The following is a 21,291-nucleotide window of genomic DNA, read 5'->3' as shown; positions in this document are numbered from 1 at the left end:
GTGGATATAAGTGGATAAAAGTCTAAATATATTAAATGAACTTTTGGTAGACACATTTAATGATATTTTGGAAATTGAACAAATGGCTCTGCAAAGTGGAGCATTTAACGATTTGTCAGTAACAGAGATTCATACAATTGATGCAATAGGAATGTACGAGCTTAAAAGTATGTCTGAGGTAGCAGGTAAATTAGACATCACTGTAGGGACTTTAACTACCGCCATTAATCATTTAGTTAGAAAACAGTATGTTGAAAGAATGAGAAATGAAGAGGATAGAAGAGTAGTGCAAATAAAGTTAACTAAAAAAGGAAAATTGGCATACAGGATTCATGAAAAGTTTCACCATGATATGGTACTTGCAACCATTGAGGGATTATCTCATGAAGAAGAAGTAGTACTTGTAAGGTCTCTTGATAAATTAAATAATTTTTTTAAGGAAAAATATCATTTAAAAGGCAGTAAGAAGGAGATTAAAAATGAATAAGGTGCAGATAATTGGCACGGGCAGTTACGTACCAGAAAATGTGGTGACTAACGAAGACTTGTCTAAAATGGTAGATACCACTGATGAATGGATTGCAACTAGAACTGGAATAAGGGAAAGACGCATAAGTACAGGAGAAAATACATCACAGATTTCAACTAAGGCTGCATTAAAAGCTATTGAAAGTGCCAATATAAAGGCTAAGGATATTGATTTAATAATAGTGGCAACTTTAACTCCAGATTGTTTTACTCCATCAACTGCATGTATAGTTCAGAAAAATATTGGGGCAGTAAATGCTGTATGTTTTGATTTGTCCGCAGCTTGTACTGGATTTATATATGCTTTAGATACAGCTTCTCAGTTTATTATTACAGGCAGGTATAGCAATGCCTTGGTAATTGGAGCAGAGACTCTGTCCAAAATTTTAAATTGGAAGGATAGAAGTACCTGTGTATTATTTGGAGATGGTGCAGGAGCGGCAGTGATAAAAACTTCTGATAATAATGAAACAATTTCTTTTTATACTGCCTCTGATGGAAGTAAAGGGGATTATTTAAGAAGTGAAAATGTACCAGTTGTAAATCCCTTTGTAAAGAAAAGCTATGCTTTATATGATGATAATTATATTCATATGGATGGTAAGGAGATATTTAAATTTGCAGTAAACGCAATGGGAGAAACTATAAAAAAGCTGCTGGAGCAGTCCGGAGAAAGCATTGATAATATTAAATATATAGTACCCCATCAGGCAAATTTAAGAATTATAGACTTTACAGCAAAGAGATTAAAAATAGATTCTTCAAAGTTCTTTGTGAATCTAAATAAGTTTGGTAACACTTCAGCAGCCAGTATAGCAATAGCTTTGGATGATTTAGTTCGCAGCAACATGCTAAAGCCAAAGGATAAGATCATGCTTGTTGGCTTCGGGGGAGGCTTAACTTATGGCGGAGCAATATTTCAATGGAATTGATGTTTATTCAGGTAATAATTTTTTAGGAGGAGTAAAAAAATGATATTTGAAAAGATAAGAAAAATTATAGTTGATCAGCTAGGGGTAAGCCAAGATGAAATCAAACTTCAAACTTCATTTGAAGATTTGGGAGTAGACTCACTTGATTTATTTCAAATAATAATAGAGATTGAGGAAGAATTTGATGTACAAATTGAAGATGCAGAAAAAATAAAAACTGTTGGAGATGCAGTTAATTTTGTTGAAAGTAAGATTGAAGAATAAAAAGATTTGGTAGGAGGAAAATTATGATTCATAGTCAATTGTGCAATATGCTTGGAATAAAATATCCTATTATTCAAGGTGGAATGGCATGGATAGCTGACAGCTCCTTAGCAGCGGCAGTATCCAATGCTGGGGGACTAGGAATAATTACAGGAAATGCGCCTATTGAATGGGTAAGAGGCGAAATTAGAAAGGCTAAGCAGTTAACTGACAAACCATTTGGAGTAAATATTATGCTTTTAAGTGAGCAGGCTGAAGAAATGGCAAAGCTGATATGTGAAGAAGGAGTAAAAGTAGTTACTACAGGAGCAGGAAATCCAGGAAAGTATATAGATATGTGGAAAGCACATGGAATAAAAGTTATACCAGTTGTAGCTTCAGTAGCTTTAGCAAAAAGAATGGAAAGGTCAGGAGTAGATGCAGTTATTGCAGAAGGCGGAGAGTCTGGTGGACATGTAGGAGAACTAACCACTATGACTTTAGTACCTCAGGTTGTAGATGCTGTAAACATTCCTGTAATAGCAGCTGGTGGAATTGGAGACGGAAGGGGAGTTGCTGCAGCTTTCATGTTAGGAGCAGTTGGAGTTCAGTTAGGAACAAGATTTTTAGTTGCCTATGAATGTACAGTACATAAAAATTACAAAGAAAAGATATTGGCAGCAAAGGATATAGACTCTCAGGTTACAGGAAGGTCAACAGGACACCCTGTGAGAGTGCTTAGAAACAGATTAGTAAGAAAGTTTCAGTTATTGGAAAAGGAAGGGGCTCCTGCAGAGGAACTTGAGAAATTGGGAACAGGGGCTTTATGTAAAGCAGCAAAAGATGGTGATATTGATAATGGTTCTGTAATGGCAGGCCAAATTGCAGGTTTAATTACTAAGGAGCAAAGCTGCAAAGAAATTATTACTGAAATCTTTGATGAAACAGAAAAATTATTTATGAAATCCTGTAAATTAGTTACAGAATAATTTTATGGAGGCTTTATGGGAAAGATAGCATTTTTATTTTCAGGCCAGGGAGCTCAGTACGTTGGCATGGGAAAAGAATTGTATGAAAACATTCAGGTCAGCAGAAAAGTTTTTGAAGAGGCTGATAAAGCTCTGGGATTTAGTATCAGCGGTATTTGTTTTAACGGGCCGGCGGAATTAATTAACAGCACTGAAAATACTCAGCCTGCAGTATTAACTGTAAGCATTGCAGCATTAAAGGCACTTCAGGAAAAAGGGATAAACCCGGACTGCTGCGCTGGATTAAGTTTAGGAGAATATTCTGCATTAGTCTGCAGTAATGTTTTTGATTTTGAAACTGCAGTATCCCTGGTTAAAAAAAGGGGAAGGTATATGCAGGAAGCAGTTCCTGAAGGAATTGGAACCATGGCGGCAATTATAGGATTGGAAAGGGATAAAGTATTAGAAGCATGTAATGAATGCAGCCATATAGGTGTAGTTGAAGCAGCAAATTTTAATTGCCCAGGGCAGATAGTAATTGCCGGGGAAATTAAGGCAGTAAAAGAGGCCTGTGTGAGAGCAAAAGAAAAAGGAGCCATGAAAACAGTAATGCTTACTGTTAGCGGACCCTTTCATTCATCTATGCTGAAATCTGCATCCATAAAACTGAAAAGGGAATTAGAAAACATTAATCTTAATGACATGAAAGTGCCGGTATTTACAAATGTAAATGGTAAAGAAATAGAGCATATTTCTAATATAAAGGATAATTTAATAAGGCAGGTTATGTCATCAGTATATTGGGAAGATATAATTAAAAACATGATAGATTTGGGAGTAGATACATTCGTTGAAATTGGACCAGGTAAATCTTTAAGCAAATTTGTAAAAAGGATAAATAGAAAAGCATCCATATGCAATGTTGAAGATATGCAATCATTAAATAAAACTTTAGAAAGTTTAAATAATAGGAGTGGAGAATAAAACATGGATAATAATCATCTTTTTTCCCTTGCTGGTAAATGCGCAGTAGTTACGGGGGCAAGTAGAGGAATAGGCAGAGAAATAGCATTGACTTTAGCTAGAATGGGAGCAAATCTGGTTGTGAATTATAGAAACAGCATAGAAGCTGTTGAAAGTGTAATAAATGAAATTAAACAGTATGGTGTGGAAGCAGTTGCTGTTCAAGGAGATGTAAGTTCTTTTGAAGATTCAAAAAATATAATCCACACTGCGGCTGAAGCTTTTGGAAGAATAGATATACTTGTGAACAATGCGGGGATAACAAGAGATGGATTGATCTTAAGAATGAAAGAGCAGGATTTTGATAGTGTTATACAAACAAATCTTAAAGGTGCCTTTAATTGTATAAGACATGCCAGCCCTATAATGTTGAAACAAAGATCAGGTAAGATTATAAATATTGCATCTGTGGTTGGTATAACTGGAAACGCAGGCCAGGCAAACTATAGTGCTGCAAAAGCAGGAATAATAGGCATGACTAAGTCTATTGCAAAGGAATTAGGAGGCAGGGGCATTAATGTAAATGCTGTAGCCCCTGGATTTATTGTTACAGATATGACTGATAAATTAGCAGATAAGGCTAAGGAAACAATAAGCGCTTCTATACCGCTGAAAAGATTAGGCCAGCCATCAGATGTAGCAAATTTAGTAGCTTTTTTAGCCAGCGATAGTTCAAATTATATTACAGGGCAGGTTATAAATATTGATGGCGGAATGGTTATGTAAGTATTCTTAAGTAGAGAGGTAAGATATTATGGAAAGAAATAGAGTAGTAATTACAGGATTGGGAGCAATAACCCCACTAGGAAATAATCCAGATGAATTTTGGAGTAATATTAAAAGTGGTAATACAGGTATAGATTTTATAAAGGGATTCGATACTTCTGATTTCAAAGTAAAACTTGCTGCTGAGGTTAAAGACTTTAAGCCTGAGTTATATATTGAAAAGAAGGAAATTAAAAGAATGGACAGATTCTGCCAGTTTGCTATAGCTGGTGCAGCCCAGGCATTTGAGAACAGCGGACTTGATTTAGACAGTATTGATAAAGAAAGATTTGGCGTAATTGTGGGATCAGGAATTGGTGGTATAGGAACTATTGAAAGGGAAGAAGGAAATCTTTTGAAAAAAGGGCCAAATAAAGTACACCCTTTATTTATTCCTATGATTATTTCAAATATGGCTGCAGGTAATATAGCTATTAAATTTGGTGCCAAAGGAATGTGCACTAATGTTGTTACAGCTTGTGCCACAGGAACAAATTGTATTGGTGAGGCTTTCCATGCCATAAAAAACGGGCTGGCAGATATAATGATTGCAGGCGGTACTGAAGCATCAATTACACCTTTGTCAATAGCTGGATTTACTCAGCTTACAGCATTAACAAAAAGTGATGATCCTAAAAGAGCATCTATACCATTTGATGCAGAAAGATCTGGATTTGTTATGGGTGAGGGTTCTGGTATTGTTATTGTAGAATCCTTAGAGCATGCTTTGAAAAGAAAAGCTAACATTCTTTCTGAGATAGTAGGTTATGGCTCAACCTGCGATGCATATCATATGACATCGCCTTCACCAGATGGCCAGGGAGCAGCCAGAGCTATGAAAATTGCAATAGATGAAGCAGATATATCAAAAGAGGAAGTTTCATATGTTAATGCTCATGGCACAAGTACTCCTGTTAATGATAAATTTGAAACTATAGCTATAAAAAAAGTTTTTGGAGACTATGCAAAAAATGTACCCATTAGCTCTACAAAGTCAATGACAGGACATTTGCTTGGCGCTGCAGGGGCAATTGAGGCTATAGTATGTATTAAGGCATTACAGGAAGGATTTATTCCTCCAACAGTTGGATATAAAGTTAGTGATCCAGACTGTGATTTGGATTATGTACCTAATGTTGGCAGACAGCAGGATATAAACTACGCTATGTCCAATTCATTAGGCTTTGGCGGACATAATGCAGTTTTATTATTTAAAAAATGGAGTGAATAAAATGGAGTTTAAAGAATTACAGGGAATAATAAATACAATGAGTGAATCAAAACTTTCCTCACTGGAAATACAGTGGGAAGGTGTCACAATAAAAATGAAGAAAGATGACAGTGAAACTGTTCATTTGAAAACTATTAAAGCACCAGAAGAACACATTAAAGACAGTGCAGAATCTGATGCTGTGGAAGAAATAAATGAAGCAGAAGTAAAATCAGATGAAAATTTATATATAGTTAAGTCACCAATAGTTGGTACCTTCTACACTTCTCCAGGTGAAGGTAAGGATTCATTTGTAAATGTAGGAGATAAGGTAAAAAAGGGTCAGACACTGTGTATAATTGAAGCCATGAAGCTTATGAATGAGATAGAGTGTGAAGTAGATGGAGAAGTTACTGAAGTAATTGCAAAAAATGGCGAAATGGTAGAGTATGGCGAGAACTTAATAAAGATAAAACAAAGTTAAGAGTATAGGTGATAATTATGGAAAAAAAGTGTTTAAATATAAATGAAATTATGAAGATTATTCCACATAGATACCCTTTTATTCTAGTAGATAAAGTAGAGGAATTAGAAGAAGGAAAAAGGGCAGTTGGATATAAAAATGTAACTATAAATGAGTATTTCTTTCAAGGACATTTTCCTCAGGAGCCAGTTATGCCAGGAGTCCTTATAATTGAAGCTATGGCACAGGTTGGAGCTGTATCCATGTTAAGCAAGGAAGAATATAAGGGTAAAATAGCCTACTTTGCAGGAATAAACAAAGCAAAATTTAGAAAAAAAGTAGTACCTGGTGATGTGTTAAGGCTGGAAGTTGAAATAATAAAAACAAAGGGCCCTGCAGGTATAGGAAAGGGAATTGCAACTGTAGATGGAAAAGTTGTATGCCAAGCTGAACTGACATTCATCATAGGACAATAATATATTTGTTAAGATTGGAGAAGAGATTAGTGTTTAGGAAGATATTAATTGCTAATAGAGGAGAAATTGCTGTAAGAATAATAAGAGCCTGTCAGGAAATGGGTATTGCAACAGTAGCCGTGTATTCTGAAGCAGACAGAGATGCACTTCATACACAAATAGCAGATGAAGCTATCTGCATTGGACCGCCATCTCCAAAAGACAGCTATTTAAATATCCATAATATTATTAGTGCAACTGTATTAAGCGGTGCTGAGGCTATTCATCCTGGATTTGGCTTTTTATCAGAAAACAGTAAGTTTGCAGATATGTGTAGTGAATGTAATATAACATTTATAGGGCCGGATTCTAAAACCATAGATAAAATGGGGAATAAGTCCAATGCCAGGGATATGATGATTAAAGCTGGTGTACCAGTTATACCAGGATCGGATGGAGCAGTTTCCAGTGAAGAGGAAGCTCTTAATACAGCAAGAAAAATAGGCTTTCCTATAGTTGTTAAGGCATCTGCAGGCGGCGGAGGCAGAGGAATAAGAATAGTTTATTCAGAAGAAGAGTTTTCAAAATCATTTAATACTGCAAAAGCTGAGGCTAAGAGTGCCTTTGGAGATGACACCATGTATGTGGAAAAGTTTATTGAAAATCCAAGGCATATAGAATTTCAGATACTGGCAGACAATTTTGGCAATGTAATTCATTTAGGTGAAAGAGACTGTTCTATGCAGAGAAGAAATCAAAAGGTATTGGAGGAATCGCCATCTCCTGTATTAACAGATGAACTTAGAGTATTAATGGGAAATGATGCTGTTAAAGCAGCCAAAGCAGTTAATTATAAAAATACTGGCACAATAGAATTTCTGCTTGACAGATCTGGAAGTTATTATTTTATGGAAATGAACACAAGAGTTCAGGTTGAGCATCCTATAACTGAAATGGTTACTGGTGTGGATATAATAAAAGAGCAGATAAATATAGCAGCTGGAGAAAAACTCAATTACAAACAAGAGGATATAAAGATAAACGGGCATTCCATAGAATGCAGAATAAACGCTGAAGATCCCAGCAAGGACTTTAGGCCAAACCCAGGTAAAATAAATAACCTGCATGTACCAGGAGGGCTGGGCATCAGGCTTGACAGTGCAGTTTATGCGGGCTATTCAATTCCGCCTTATTATGATTCTATGATTGCAAAACTTATTGTACATGGTAAGGATAGGAAGGAAGCCATTAGCAAAATGAAAAGGGCCTTGGGGGAGTTTGTCATTGATGGCTTAAAAACCAATATAGATTTCCAATATGCACTTATTAATACAAAAGAATTTCAAAGCGGAAACTATGATACAGGGTTTATACAAAAGCTTATGAAGTAAATAAAATACTATAAAGTATACAAAATAGTATTACTTTTTATTGCAATAATGGAGGTGCATGTCCTATGCTTTTGAAGGATTTATTTAAGAAGGAAAAGTATATTACTGTCCATCCCAGCGTATTAAATGAATTAAATATGCCTAAAGATGGCTCGGGGCCATGTATACCTGATGGTATGTGGGTTAAATGTAAAAAGTGCGGCAAGATTATATACAAAAAGGATCTGGAATCAAATGTTATGGTATGTAATCACTGTGGATATCATTTTAGGATTTCTGCTCAGGAGAGAATTGAATTAATATCTGATAAGGATACATTTGAAGAGTTTGATAGTAATCTGGAAACAACTAATCCAATAAACTTTAATGGATATCTGGATAAAATAGATAAATTAAAAGATTATACAGGATTAAAAGAAGCTGTTGTAACAGGCTCCTGTAAAATTAACGGCAATAAAGCTATTATTTGTGTAATGGATAGTAATTTTATGATGGGCAGCATGGGATCTGTAGTTGGCGAAAAGATAACAAGAGCTTTTGAAAGGGCTGTAGAGCTTAAGCTACCAGTAATAGTATTTACTGCATCAGGCGGTGCAAGAATGCAGGAAGGCATGTTTTCATTGATGCAGATGGCTAAAACCAGTGCTGCTGTTGCAAAGCATTCAGAAGCTGGATTATTATATATTACTGTACTTACTGATCCTACAACTGGTGGGGTTACTGCAAGCTTTGCCATGCTAGGCGATATTATATTAGCTGAGCCAGAAGCTTTAGTTGGATTTGCAGGAAAGAGAGTAATTGAACAGACCATAAGGCAGGAACTTCCAGAAGGATTTCAAAAGGCAGAATTTTTATTAGAACATGGATTTATTGATAAGATTGTTCCAAGAAAACAATTAAAAAATGCTTTAGCTTTATTTTTAGCTATTCATAAGTGAAACTGTGAGGAATAAAAATGGATAATAAGAAAATCAGAAAATCAAACTCAAAAAATAAAATTCATTTAGGTGCTTGGGAAAAGCTGAATATTGCCAGATTAATAGAAAGACCTACAACTTTAGATTACATAGAAGAAATCTTTGATAATTTTATAGAACTTCATGGTGACAGACATTTTGCAGATGATAAATGTATTGTTGGAGGCATAGCCACATTAAATTCTATGGCAGTTACCATTATCGGTCAGCAAAGAGGCAGAAACACTAAAGAGAATATTGAGAGAAACTTTGGCATGCCGCAGCCAGAAGGGTATAGAAAGGCCCTTAGGCTCATGAAACAGGCAGAAAAGTTCAAAAGACCTATAATATGTTTTGTAGATACAAAAGGCGCATACTGCGGTATTGGTGCAGAGGAGAGAGGACAAGGAGAAGCCATTGCAAGAAATCTTTTCGAGATGTCCATGCTTAAAACCCCCATTATTTCTATAGTAATAGGAGAAGGAGGAAGCGGCGGGGCATTGGCCCTGGCTGTAGCTGATGAAGTGTGGATGCTTGAAAATTCAATATATTCTACATTGTCCCCTGAGGGCTTTGCAAGTATTTTATGGAAAGATTCTTCCAGAGCAAAGGAAGCAGCGGAAGTCATGAAGGTAACAGCAGAAAATTTAAAAGAATACGGCATAATAGATAAGATCCTTAAGGAACCAAGAGGGGGAGCACATAAGGCCCCAAAGGTTATGGCTGCTGCTATAAAACATGAACTCATTAAATCCTTAGCAAAGTTAACTGAAAAGCCTTTGGATGTGTTAGTTCAGGATAGATACAATAAATTTAGAAATATGGGAAAGTTTATGGAACAATAGATAATAAACAAAAACACCACTCAAATGTTAAAACAAATGAGTGGTTTCTTTTTTAAGCAATTACAGGTGGAGTATATACTCTGGCAGCTAACTCTGTATCAAGCATGTAAAGACCAGCTGAATCGTTGCCTATTCTTTCAAGCTTTTTTATTATAGTACTAAATGTGTTTTCTTCCTCTACCTGCTCATCAATAAACCATTTTAATAAGCTTATAGTGGCATGTTCTCTTTCTTCTGATGCTATGTCAGTCAGGTTATAAATTCTTTTGGTAACAATCTTTTCATGCTCATATGCAGATTTAAAAACATCTAGTATGGATTCAAAATTATTTTTGGGAGCTTCAATGGCCCCAATTATTACTCTGCCATTCATTTGATTTACAAAATCAAAAAGTTTATTTGAATGAAAGGTTTCCTCCTGAATTTGAACTTTAAAGAAATTAGCAAAGCCATCTAAGTTTTTATCGGCACAATATGCCTGCATAGCCAGATATATGTTAGCGGAATAAATTTCATAATTAATTTGATCATTTACAGCATCTAAAAGTTTTTCACTTAACATAATAAGAACCTCCTTAGTAACTATCATTTATTTTATTATATCATTAGCATATTTAATAGTAAACAATAATAATTATTAATTTAAAACGTAATCTATGAGGGAATAGGCTGCGTTTTATGAAAATAATCTATTTACGTCAACTATACCGGAGCCTTGAAGCCACTTTGGAATATCCATTAGATTACAGGATGCTGTAAGTATTGACAAAATATCATTAAATGTTAATTCAGGATTTCTTTCAAAAAGCAGTGCACATATTCCGCTTATATAGGCAGCAGCACATGAAGTACCGCTATAGGTAGTATAATTGCTGCTTAAGGCCAAGGGATATAGCTTCCGCCCATTTCTTTCGGAAACAAAATTTGCATTGGTATTTAATGAGCATATATTTACACAGGCAGCTGATAAATCAGGCTTATTTAGTTTACCTAATGGACCGCAGGAGCTGTATTTATATGCAGAAATTTTATCTGATGTAGTATCCAAACCGCCTACAGTAATACAATTGTCTAATGCCGCAATGCCTTGAATTGAACATTGAGTATTGCCATTATGTCCAGCAGGTACAACTATTACAATATTATTATTCTTTGCTATCTGAAAGTACTTATTAAATAATGAAACTATGTTTATATTATGACCTGTTAATTCAAATGGAAGTGTTATTATTTTAATATTATAGCTGCTGCTGTCATTTAAAAGGAATTCCATTGAATATAATATGTCTGAAATAAAGCCCCTTCCTATACTGTTAAAGGCTTTTATGCTGTAAATATTGGAGTTTACTGCGATTCCTTTATACATTCCACTTGATAATTTTCCACTACCTGCAATAATACCGCTTATGAAGGTACCATGTCCGTTATCATCATATGGGTACCTTAAATTATTTATATTATCCGTAAATTTAATTATTTTATTTTTTGGATATATAAGGTCTGCATGAGGATAAGTACCAGTATCTATTAATCCAATGGTGACACCCTTACCAGTAAGCTTGCTAGCAGTTTGAAAGTTAACTCTGTTCAAGGAAGAAACACTGCTGCCGCACAAAAAGGCATACTCATCTAAAAATATATGCTTAACATAGGGAAACTCCAATAATCGTTTAACTGCTGAAGGTGAAATAATAGCAGCTATACAATTAATATAACTAAGGCAATAGAGAACAATGCCTCTGTAAGATTTGATTTTTTTTTCTATATGTTCGGTCATAGCACTACATTGAATTATAACTCTATAGGTTTTATATGAATTTGAGGCTATTGAAGCTTTTAATGGCTGATCCAATCTGTTTAGGTTTAAAAACATAATATGCTCCACAAAATTTATTCCAATATATATTATAAGCAAATAGCAGGGTAAATGTTACATATAAATAGAAAAGAATTGCATGAAGCAATTCCTGTTTACTTATCAAATTCATAGGTTTTTTTACAAAGGTTGAAAAATGCCTTAGCCGTAGGAGTGAGAGTCCTTTTAGAACTAATAATTAAATAAATATATCTTTTTAAAACAATATCTTTTATCTTACTTTTTTTTATACAGTCTAAGTTTAAATAGCTATTATAAACTGCATCCGAAACTATGGAAATACCAATACCGTTTTTAACAAACTGAAATAATGTATCCTGATTATTTACTTCACAACAGACATTTAACATACTTATGTCCATATTATTTTTATAAAGAGCATCTTCAAAGGTTTTCCTGGTTGCAGAGCCATTCTCTCTTAAAATAAATCTATATTTAAGAAGTGATTCCAGGCTGATTTCCTCTGGAATATTAAATTCCGGACTTGAAATGAGAACTAAATTGTCCTCTAAAAGTCTATAGCATTTAATTTTGTCATCCTTTACACCATTACCCACAATGCCAATTTCACAATCAAACTTTATTATTTCATTTACAATTTCCCTTGAACTAAGTTCTGTTACTGAGAAAGATACATCTGAGTATAATTTTTGAAAGCTTTTAATAAGCATTGGTAAAATTGTATTACAGGGGGTTGTGCTTGCTGCTAATCTTAATTTACCATTAATGGTAGTATTAAAACTAGAGATATCCGATATAGCTTTATCACGGGTATTTAATATATCAACTGCAAAGTTTAGAAAGGATTCCCCTGCTGGTGTTAATAGTACTTCCTTTGATGTCCTGTCAAAAAGCTGCACATTAAGTTCCCTCTCTAAAGTACTTATATGTGAACTTACAGCAGGCTGAGATAAAAACACGCAATTTGCTGCTTTTGAAAAACTTTTATGCTTTGCAACATTAATAAATGCTTCTAATTGTTTAAAGTCCATAATGAACCTCCTACCACAGGATAACAAAATAATCTCATTTATTAAGTTTAGCACAAAAATGAATTATTCGATACATAATTTTATAAAATTACCCTTTCCATTTAAAAATTACAATACCAGCTATCATTATTCCTACACCAATAAGTTTGGTAATGTCAAATTTTATTATTTCTGATTCAAATAATCCAAATGCATCTATAATTGCAGCCGTTGCTAATTGTGCAACTAATATTGTAGAAATAGAATAAGTTGGTCCAAGACATTTAATCCCTATCATTACAGTATAAATTATCACTACTCCTAAAGCACCACCAAGGAGGTACAATTTATTTACTGATTTTACATTCTTAAAGTTACCGTTGCCAAATATAAGCAATATTGATAATGTAATTAATAAACCACTGCCCTGAACAATGGAATTAGTTTCCCAAATGCCAATTTTATCCCCTAATCTTGTATTAAAAACTCCCTGAAAACTCATAGAAATTCCAGCAATTATAGAACATATAATACCAAACATTATAATCACGCTCCTCTTATAATTAGTGTAACCATAGTGCTTTTTATTATTTACAATAAAAAAGACAGGAAAGATTCCTGCCATTTTTTAATATCCTTGATTTTGTCTTTCATGATTTATTGTATTCTTAGAGATATAAGCATTTTCAATATCATCATTGGAAAAATTCAGACTACTTCCAAGAGTCAAAAAGTCCTCAAATAATGTTATGTAATGATCCTTTGAGGAACATACGATAAAATCATTTATATCAATAAATAAATTAATAAATTGATCAGTAATGCTGCATTCTAAAGATCTTGGTTCTAACTTAATGTCTGTAAAATTAATTTCAATACCAATAGTTAAAATAAAATGAAGACAATCAACATATTCTTCCAGAATAACATCTTTTTCAGAAGGCTTTTTATTACTCCAATATTTAAAGCAACGGGTTTCATTAGCTAGTTCACCTAACTCAACTTGTAAGGCTAACATTTTTTTTGCAAGGAGAGATTGACCCTGTAAGTTGTGCTGATTTCTAATATGTTCATCTAATATTTTCTGCATAGAAAACAATTTTTCCAGGTTCATTTGTTATGGCCGCCTTTCATAATCAATTAAATAGCTTATTTTTATCTTATAATGTCACAAATCTATTTTATCTAAAATACAGAAAAATTAAAAGATTTTGGAATCGGTTTCAAAAAGTTTTTTTTAAATATATGCGAAAAAGCCATAAAATCTATAGAAAATTGTGAATAATTGCCGAAAATAATAAAAATGTCCTTATATTTTAACATAAGGACATAAAATATATATTATAATTTTGTTATTGCTGATTTAACATTAACCCCAATAACTTTTCCAAGTTTTCCAGTTAAGGCACTTATTTCATCTGTAGTTCCATCTACAATTATAGATATTACAGAAATGCCTCTTTCTTTATATGGTATTCCCATTCTTCCAATTATTATATCTGAAAAGTTATGAAGAATATTATTTACATTGGAAGAACTATTTAGATCTTCAACAACTATTCCAATTACTCCTACCCTTTTTTCCATAAAATCCTCCTGAGTTACAATAAAAATTTACTCACATAACATGATCAAATAATTGCTGCTAGTATTTCACCTAATGTATTTACAAAATTATAATTATCAAAATTAAATTCTTTTATCTTTGTTGAAACTGATAGATATAAAACTCCTTTACATATACCTGAGTTTATTAATGGTGCAGCAATAATGGAATGCCAGTCACAGGTACCTGTAAGAGCGTCATAATCACCAAACTCATCCCAATCGATCATATATATGCCCTGCTGTTTTTCTATAACAGAATTTATTATATTCATATTATAAAATTTTGCTTCAATCCAATCCTTCTCAAATATTTTTCTGCTATAACTGCGTACCACATTATTATCCTTTGTGATAAACAGCATACCATACTGAGATTCTGTTATTTCAATTATTCTGCCAAGTATATTATAAATTTTGTCCTCCAGAGGCATTTTTTTGCTTATTATGCCTATCAATTCTGAAATAACCAGTACATTTCTATAATCAGAAACAGCATTACCGCTTATGATTCCAGATAATTTATTTGTAACTTTTGCTTTACTGGAAAAATTGCTGTTCCACAACTGACACTTATTTCTCCCATTTTCCTTAGCTACATACAATGCCTGATCTGCTTTTTCAATAAGATCTTGTTTCCACTGAGCATGTTTTGGATAAGAAGCTATACCCATACTAATTGTTACAGGCACCCTCTCACCAAGAATTTTAGCTTTATCTATAGCATTTTTTAACTTTTCACCAACTGGTAAAGCTTTATCTGAACCTGTTCCAGGTAATATTACTATGAACTCCTCTCCTCCATATCTGCCAACCAGGTCAGTGGATCTTAGATTATTTAATACAATACTGCACACTTTTTGCAAAACTTCATCACCAGTTTGATGACCGAATGTGTCATTAATATCCTTGAAATGGTCTAAATCAAACATAATAATTGAAAAATCTTCATTTAATGCACTAGCTTTTTCGATATTGTCTATTATTGCATCTTCTAAGAATTTTCTAGTAAGTGTTCCAGTGAGTTTATCTATAGATGAACTGATTTTCAGCTTATAATTGTCAAGTATTAGTGCCGTAAGATTAGAAAGTTCATTACATCTTTTTAATGTAGTTTCATTAAAATTATTTAGTATCCTATCTGATTCTAAGTACATATACCCTATAATATTCCTTGATTTTCCGCTAAATTTCCGTTTTTCTACATCCAATTGATAAATTTCATCATCACTGCCTGAAAATACAGGCACACACATAGCTGCTTTAATATCATCATAATGATTGCTAATCTTATTTTGTTTATTTGCTGTTTCATTAATTAAAAATGGTTTTAAAGATGCTTTTACAGTTTCAAATACATAATTATTGTGAGGAAAATCAAGCTTTCCGTCACTTGAAGCTATTACTTTGCTTTTTTGGTCGTACTGTTTTAAAATAATTACACTTCTGGTAGCTAAGGTTAATCCTGAAATATATTTTGCAATTAATTCCAAGTTCTTCTTAGGCCCTGAATGCATATTGTTTAGTAAATCCTGTATATTATTTATCTGCTTATTGAAAGATGTATTATAAATTTTTTGAGCTGATTCAATAAAAAATTTATTATTTAATATACTCTTGAAGTCATTATATGAAAAAAGCTTATCTAAATCCCTTTTAGAATTTATTTTTATATAATCAGGGCAAACAGCCTGAGTAACTTTGTTATAGTCATGAAATTTATTTAATAATATTAAATTATTAAATGGTTTAAGCATCCCATTTGATTTTAAAAATCCTATTCTATATTTATCTGGCAGCTGTAAGGTAAGCTTTTTAACAATTTCACATGATTCAAAATAATAATTTACAGCATAAAAGAAGTTTTCCTTTTCAAAATAATAATCACCAAGTATGGTACAGATTTTCCAGTGCATTTCATGGGAATTCAGATTTTTGCTTAATTCTAAAGCTGAATTCAGGTATTCTACTTTCTTTTTACAGTCTGTAGCAATATATCCCTGGATAAATAAATATTTCAGCTTAATTCTTTTAGTTTCGTCCATATCAGTGTAATCAGTATAGTTTTTTAATAAATTAATAACAGCATTTCTATTGCTATTCATACAGAGTATAATACAAGCGTCGAAAAGTACATTTGTCTTATCCAGATTATTAGAATAATTAGTAAGCATATCTTTTAAACTCTTTAAATCATTAAAACCCCTTGATAAGTTTATTAGACATTTTAATCTTTCCCCGTCAAATCTTTGCTTTGACACTTCATCAGAACTTGTATCTAATGCTTCCTTTATAGTAAAATAAGCTTTTTCCAGTTGACCAAAGGTGTACAGAAGTTCTGCATTAACCTGCTTATGCATTAGTAAGTATTTCCCATACAAGGGGTACAATTTAATTTCCTGGTTTGAAAGATTGTTATAATTGTAGGCTTCTTTATAATTATTCAGCTTTAAACAAATTAAACACAGTAAGTCGTAGCAATATAAGGTATCCTTTTCAGATTCACTTTTTTTGCTTTTTCCAAAGCATTTTGAAAATATTCATAGGCTAAATCATATTTTAAATCATAGAAATAAGATTCTCCTAAATTCATCAGGGCCAAAACCTCTAGGGTAAAAATATTGTAACGCTCTGATAGCTCTTTCATTTTAGTAAAATAATCAATGGCTCGTTTATTATCCTGATAATAATCGCCATAAATAGTTCCAATATTATTAAGACATATAGCAATGCCATTTTGAAAATTAATTTTTTCAAAGTATTTAATGGCTTCAGAATAACAATTTAGTGCACTTTCAATTTTATTAATATTTATATTACAAGTTCCATATGAATTGTAAAGGTATCCTTTAATTTTAATAAACTCATTTCCGCACAATGGTATACATTTATTGCAAAGTTCTATAGCTTCATTATATTTTGCCTTTGCTACATATACAGAAATGATTATTCTATGACATTCAAGATAACCATATAAATAATTAAAATTTAATAAAAGACCTTTACATTTCTCAATGCTATTTTCAGCTTCATCTATATCATATTTTAGAACATATGCTTCAGATAGCTTGTTCAAACTATCTATCTGAAGTTCTATGTTTCCGGATTTTCTTGATGTTATCTCAGCTTCACTATAGTAGTTCAATGCACTTGACATATTAACATCATCAGAATACAGATTTCCAATTTCAATAAGCAGCTCAATTTTTTCTTTACTAAAGTCATCTTGATTAAACATGGATAGAGCTTTCTCCAGGTTTTTAAGGGCATCTTGTGAGTTCCTTAGCGATAACATTTTGTGGGCATTTTTTAAACAATAAGTAATAACTTTACTTTTATCTCCGCATTTTTCCAGGTGGTAAATTATTTCTTCATTATTGTTTCTATCATCACTATTTTGTTTTTCAAGGATTTCGGAAGCCAATTTATGTTTGCACATTCTGTTTTTATCTGATAATCTTTTATAGGTTATGTCTTTAAGCAGCCTGTTATTAAAATCGAATACAAAGCCGCCATCATCTATTTTTCTGCATAATATTCCCTTGCTCACTAAATTGGAAATGCCAGTTTCTAATTTAGTAGTATCAGCTGATAAGAAACAGTTTATAACGTTAATTGGTACAGCAGTTTTAAATATGCTGATGGTGGATATAATTTCATAACTAAAATCATCTATTTCCTTTATTTGATTAAGTACTGCCTGTTCAAGAGTTTCCGGAATTGGCAGTTCATCATAATTATTATCGTAACTAGTAACCCAGTGACCTGTAGCAGGATTAATCTTTATTATCTTCTTATAATAAAAATCCTTTATTGTTTCTATTATGAATAATGGATTACCATCCGTCTGCATATAAATTCTATTGGAAAAATTAACAGGATTACAGGGATAATTTAATATTTCCCTAATCATAGTACAAGTACCATTACTGCTTAAGCCATGTAAAGGCACATCATAGTTACATTTATCCAGTTTAAGCTTCTTAAGAAAGTCGCAAAACTTTTTGTTGCTTTTATATTCTCTATCGTTATAGGATAAAAGCATTAATATTTTTTTGTCTTTAAAATTTCTCATATAAAAATAATCCAACAATTCAATGGTAAAATCGTTGGCTAAGTGAATATTATCGATTATAATTGTAGTTGGCGTATCTTCAACAAAGTGTATTATAAAGTTATAAATTACATTCATTAGTCTGTATTTTTCTTTTTCACCGCTTAAGGGTTGAGATGGAGTTATATATTTATTATCCCCTAAATCAGGTATAAGCTTTATTAATTCACTTTCATAAGGTTCCAGTGCTGAATTATCACTTTCAGCAACAAGTCTTTTTAATATTATAACAAAAGGATTATAATTTCCTAAGGTTGAATCATTTATGGAAATGCTATAATAAACACTATTATTATTAAATTTTTGAAATCTTTGAAACTCAGTTAATAGTTTACTCTTTCCAATACCTGAATCCCCATGAACAAATAAAAACTTGGAGTTTCCATCCGGCTGATTAATGCCATTATAAATTTCTTTAATTTTGTTTAGCTCATAATCTTTGTCTATTAATTTTATATCTAAATTCAGTGTTTCAAGATTTTCTTTATAAAAAGGAAGAAAGTTTTTATTAAAAATACCATTTATTTTGTTTATAACTTCTGTCAAATTTGATGGCCTGTTTGATGACGTAATGTCCACCATTTTTGAAACAACATTATAAAATTCATTACCATAAGTAATTAGAAAATGTGACAAGGCCTTGCTTTTATTGAAGGATTCATAGTCAGATCTACTGTCTAACATTAATAAAAGTATGCCAAGTGAATATATATCTGATTTAATTGATGATTTTCCTCCATTAACAACTTCTGGAGCATCAAAAATCAGCTGAGGACTATTTTTAGACCAATAATTATGCTTCTCCAATTTTGTTGACACCATATCCTTTAAAATTGGAATGATTCCATTTTCAGATCTGGTAAAATAAATATTATTTAAATTAATGTCCTCATATAATTTGTTTTTCAGATGTAAAGTGTTTACTATTTTACATATTTCACAAAATATAGATAATATTTCTGATGGATTTAGATGGGGTACTAAATCAGAAAATGAAAAATCAGAGCCTATATTATCATATGTATAAAAATATCGAACATTGCTGATTTTCTTATTATCAATGAAATCAACAACACCAATATCATATACTTTTGATAGGTTTTTTATCTTAATGTTTATTAAATGATTATACTCATCAATACAATATAATAATAAAGTCTCAGGAAGATATTCAGAATTTATTATATTTAATCTCATAATTTTTTGCTTTTCTATAATATCTGATACCAGATAACATGACACTAATTGATCCTGACTTAAGTTTTTTAAGACCCTATATCTATTATTGATTAATTCCATAGAAATCATCCCCAAAATAAAAATATAATTAGATTTAGTATATCACATAGAAAAGCATATATAAATGACTATACAAAAAATCCAGAGATTTCGCATCTAAATTCCAGTAAAAGATTTACTTTTACTGGAATTGTATTTTATTGTACTTTCTTACATGGCTGGTAAATCAACAGACCGATATGTAGAAAAAATAGTTATAATTACCCTTACCCTAAGAAATTTTAATAATCGATTTCCAATTTTATTTTTATATTAAGTCTTTTTAAATATTGGATTATTCCAGTTGTCATCTATAGTAAATCTTTCATCTTTTATATCTTCAATAATATCTATTTGAAGCATCCGTTTCTTTCTAAAACCTCTGATACATCTAAAAAAATATAACTGCATCAGATTAAACGCTATAATTATAAACATCAGTACTGTCTCTACGCCCGTAGGGCTATGAAGAAAGCAATGATCTAAATGCCATTCTGTTTTAAGCTGATGAAAGGCATTATTTTCTATATCCCACCTCTTGTGCATTATCTTCCACAAGGTTTCTACTGAGGCAAATTTGTCTGTTGTTATAATCCAGCCTTCTTTAATTTCTACCTTATCTCCAGTATGAATTTCTTCTATAAACCTTATAAATCTAACTTTGATAGTCGGATCTGATATTTCAAAATTATCTTCATCCCAAGCTTTAATTTTGGTATAGTCTTTACTTCCCTGCTTTACAATCCATTTCTTATCAGCCTCACGGCGCTTAAATAGAGCTAATGCATCCTTTACAATGAGAAGACGCTCATCTTTAACTCTTACTACTGCATTCATTCCTATTGAAAGGACTTCTTTTATCCAAGTAGATTTACAATATAAAGCATCAGCTACTATAATATCGGCAAAATGGTGATATTTACGATATAATTTTTTTATTAATCTTATACCTCCGGTGATTTCACCTTCATCTTTATTCGAACTATCTTTCTTAGGTTCAAGCATTTCTTGTCCTAAAATAACATGGGGATCCGAACCTACGGTAGTACAAACTACAGATCTGTGGAAATGACGAGTAGTGCCATCCTTATTCTTTCGTGAAAGACATTTGTCACAAAATTTTTTAGCACTTTCAAATAATTCTACACCATCTACAGCAACTACCTTTAAGCCATCTATGGTACCATTTCTAAATATCTTATTTTTTATCGTAGTTCTAATTATACTATCATGAATATTTTTCAAACCATTCAAATCAAAATCACTTAAGCAGCGCCTAACGGCATCAATGTGAATCATTTTAGTGTTTTTAGGTAATACTTTTTTAAATTTACCTTTTTTAAGCCAATGCTCTAACCTGTTGAAACTTCTTATTTGAAGCATAAATCCAAACAAAACTACAAAGGTGATTGTTGAAATTTTTACTAGAGATTTTATCTTTTTATCCTCTAAGGTATTGATTTTTTCACCTATATCGTATACTTTATTAATATAGGTGAGCATTTGTTTTAAATAACTTTTATTCATCTTAAGGCATCCTTTCTATTGTGTTGTGCAAAACTATTATAAAAAGGATGCTTTTATTATGCAAATTTTTTTTATAATTTCCAGTAGAAATCGGATTTTACAATGTTTTTATTAAATACTAGCAAATCAATATAAATCAGC

At 32.1% G+C, this 21,291-nt stretch carries 21 protein-coding genes; 12 read left to right on the top strand and 9 right to left on the bottom strand.

All coding sequences use genetic code 11. The features are described from left to right. Positions 1 to 10 precede the first annotated feature (10 nt). From EQM05_RS15330 to EQM05_RS15275, 12 genes are all read left to right on the top strand, one after another. Positions 11 to 487 carry a MarR family transcriptional regulator gene (locus EQM05_RS15330; RefSeq protein ID WP_128750942.1) on the top strand — a complete coding sequence of 159 codons (477 nt, stop codon included), beginning with the start codon at positions 11 to 13 and terminating at the stop codon, positions 485 to 487. Then, positions 480 to 1,460 (top strand): beta-ketoacyl-ACP synthase III, encoded by a 981-nt coding sequence (locus tag EQM05_RS15325; RefSeq protein WP_128750941.1) that lies wholly within the window; start codon positions 480 to 482, stop codon positions 1,458 to 1,460. Before EQM05_RS15330 ends, EQM05_RS15325 begins: the two co-directional genes overlap by 8 nt. Before the next feature lie 39 nt (positions 1,461 to 1,499). Continuing rightward, positions 1,500 to 1,724 (top strand): acyl carrier protein, encoded by a 225-nt coding sequence (gene acpP / locus EQM05_RS15320; protein WP_128750940.1) that lies wholly within the window; start codon positions 1,500 to 1,502, stop codon positions 1,722 to 1,724. Positions 1,725 to 1,747: 23 nt separating this feature from the next. Further along, on the top strand, positions 1,748 to 2,692 hold the full coding sequence (fabK, locus tag EQM05_RS15315) for an enoyl-[acyl-carrier-protein] reductase FabK (RefSeq protein WP_128750939.1): 945 nt from the start codon (positions 1,748 to 1,750) through the stop codon (positions 2,690 to 2,692). Positions 2,693 to 2,707: 15 nt separating this feature from the next. After that, positions 2,708 to 3,655: an ACP S-malonyltransferase gene (gene fabD / locus EQM05_RS15310; protein ID WP_128750938.1), complete on the top strand. Its 948-nt coding sequence runs from the start codon at positions 2,708 to 2,710 to the stop codon at positions 3,653 to 3,655. A gap of 3 nt (positions 3,656 to 3,658) precedes the next feature. Continuing rightward, positions 3,659 to 4,420 carry a 3-oxoacyl-[acyl-carrier-protein] reductase gene (gene fabG / locus EQM05_RS15305; protein WP_128750937.1) on the top strand — a complete coding sequence of 254 codons (762 nt, stop codon included), beginning with the start codon at positions 3,659 to 3,661 and terminating at the stop codon, positions 4,418 to 4,420. 28 nt (positions 4,421 to 4,448) lie between these two features. After that, entirely contained in the window at positions 4,449 to 5,690 is a 1,242-nt protein-coding gene (fabF, locus tag EQM05_RS15300) for a beta-ketoacyl-ACP synthase II (RefSeq protein ID WP_128750936.1), read from the top strand. Position 5,691: 1 nt separating this feature from the next. Continuing rightward, the gene (gene accB / locus EQM05_RS15295; protein WP_128750935.1) at positions 5,692 to 6,153 is read left to right on the top strand and encodes an acetyl-CoA carboxylase biotin carboxyl carrier protein; all 462 of its coding nucleotides are present in this window, start codon (positions 5,692 to 5,694) and stop codon (positions 6,151 to 6,153) included. 17 nt (positions 6,154 to 6,170) lie between these two features. Then, positions 6,171 to 6,608, top strand: a complete 438-nt coding sequence (gene fabZ / locus EQM05_RS15290; RefSeq protein WP_128750934.1) for a 3-hydroxyacyl-ACP dehydratase FabZ — start codon at positions 6,171 to 6,173, stop codon at positions 6,606 to 6,608. A gap of 29 nt (positions 6,609 to 6,637) precedes the next feature. Further along, positions 6,638 to 7,978 carry an acetyl-CoA carboxylase biotin carboxylase subunit gene (locus tag EQM05_RS15285; protein WP_128750933.1) on the top strand — a complete coding sequence of 447 codons (1,341 nt, stop codon included), beginning with the start codon at positions 6,638 to 6,640 and terminating at the stop codon, positions 7,976 to 7,978. Positions 7,979 to 8,043: 65 nt separating this feature from the next. Beyond that, on the top strand, positions 8,044 to 8,916 hold the full coding sequence (accD, locus tag EQM05_RS15280) for an acetyl-CoA carboxylase, carboxyltransferase subunit beta (protein WP_128750932.1): 873 nt from the start codon (positions 8,044 to 8,046) through the stop codon (positions 8,914 to 8,916). A gap of 17 nt (positions 8,917 to 8,933) precedes the next feature. Further along, entirely contained in the window at positions 8,934 to 9,779 is an 846-nt protein-coding gene (locus tag EQM05_RS15275) for an acetyl-CoA carboxylase carboxyltransferase subunit alpha (RefSeq protein ID WP_128750931.1), read from the top strand. Positions 9,780 to 9,831: 52 nt separating this feature from the next. Here the strand turns inward: EQM05_RS15275 and EQM05_RS15270 are convergent, their stop codons facing one another. The 9 genes from EQM05_RS15270 to EQM05_RS16315 all read right to left on the bottom strand — a co-directional run bounded on the left by EQM05_RS15270 (position 9,832) and on the right by EQM05_RS16315 (position 21,150). After that, on the bottom strand, positions 9,832 to 10,341 hold the full coding sequence (locus EQM05_RS15270; RefSeq protein ID WP_128750930.1) for a ferritin: 510 nt from the start codon (positions 10,339 to 10,341) through the stop codon (positions 9,832 to 9,834). 114 nt (positions 10,342 to 10,455) lie between these two features. Further along, the gene (locus EQM05_RS15265; protein WP_128750929.1) at positions 10,456 to 11,652 is read right to left on the bottom strand and encodes a S8 family serine peptidase; all 1,197 of its coding nucleotides are present in this window, start codon (positions 11,650 to 11,652) and stop codon (positions 10,456 to 10,458) included. Between the two features lie 98 nt (positions 11,653 to 11,750). Then, positions 11,751 to 12,647 carry a selenium metabolism-associated LysR family transcriptional regulator gene (locus EQM05_RS15260; RefSeq protein WP_128750928.1) on the bottom strand — a complete coding sequence of 299 codons (897 nt, stop codon included), beginning with the start codon at positions 12,645 to 12,647 and terminating at the stop codon, positions 11,751 to 11,753. Between the two features lie 88 nt (positions 12,648 to 12,735). Beyond that, the gene (locus tag EQM05_RS15255; RefSeq protein WP_128750927.1) at positions 12,736 to 13,167 is read right to left on the bottom strand and encodes a DMT family transporter; all 432 of its coding nucleotides are present in this window, start codon (positions 13,165 to 13,167) and stop codon (positions 12,736 to 12,738) included. Between the two features lie 87 nt (positions 13,168 to 13,254). Continuing rightward, entirely contained in the window at positions 13,255 to 13,740 is a 486-nt protein-coding gene (locus EQM05_RS15250) for a dUTP diphosphatase (protein ID WP_128750926.1), read from the bottom strand. Between the two features lie 227 nt (positions 13,741 to 13,967). After that, positions 13,968 to 14,213, bottom strand: coding sequence for a TM1266 family iron-only hydrogenase system putative regulator (locus EQM05_RS15245; protein WP_128750925.1), 246 nt, complete (start codon positions 14,211 to 14,213; stop codon positions 13,968 to 13,970). A 44-nt stretch (positions 14,214 to 14,257) separates the two neighbouring features. Further along, the gene (locus tag EQM05_RS15240) at positions 14,258 to 16,591 is read right to left on the bottom strand and encodes a GGDEF domain-containing protein (RefSeq protein ID WP_128750924.1); all 2,334 of its coding nucleotides are present in this window, start codon (positions 16,589 to 16,591) and stop codon (positions 14,258 to 14,260) included. 98 nt (positions 16,592 to 16,689) lie between these two features. Further along, on the bottom strand, positions 16,690 to 19,644 hold the full coding sequence (locus tag EQM05_RS15235) for an AAA family ATPase (RefSeq protein WP_164917315.1): 2,955 nt from the start codon (positions 19,642 to 19,644) through the stop codon (positions 16,690 to 16,692). A gap of 252 nt (positions 19,645 to 19,896) precedes the next feature. Beyond that, positions 19,897 to 21,150 carry a transposase gene (locus EQM05_RS16315; protein WP_128748581.1) on the bottom strand — a complete coding sequence of 418 codons (1,254 nt, stop codon included), beginning with the start codon at positions 21,148 to 21,150 and terminating at the stop codon, positions 19,897 to 19,899. Between the last annotated feature and the right edge of the window lie 141 nt (positions 21,151 to 21,291).

Origin of the sequence: Clostridium sp. JN-9 (assembly GCF_004103695.1) — a bacterium.
Taxonomy (GTDB): Bacteria; Bacillota; Clostridia; order Clostridiales; family Clostridiaceae; genus JN-9.
This window is presented reverse-complemented; position numbering and strand designations above follow the sequence as displayed.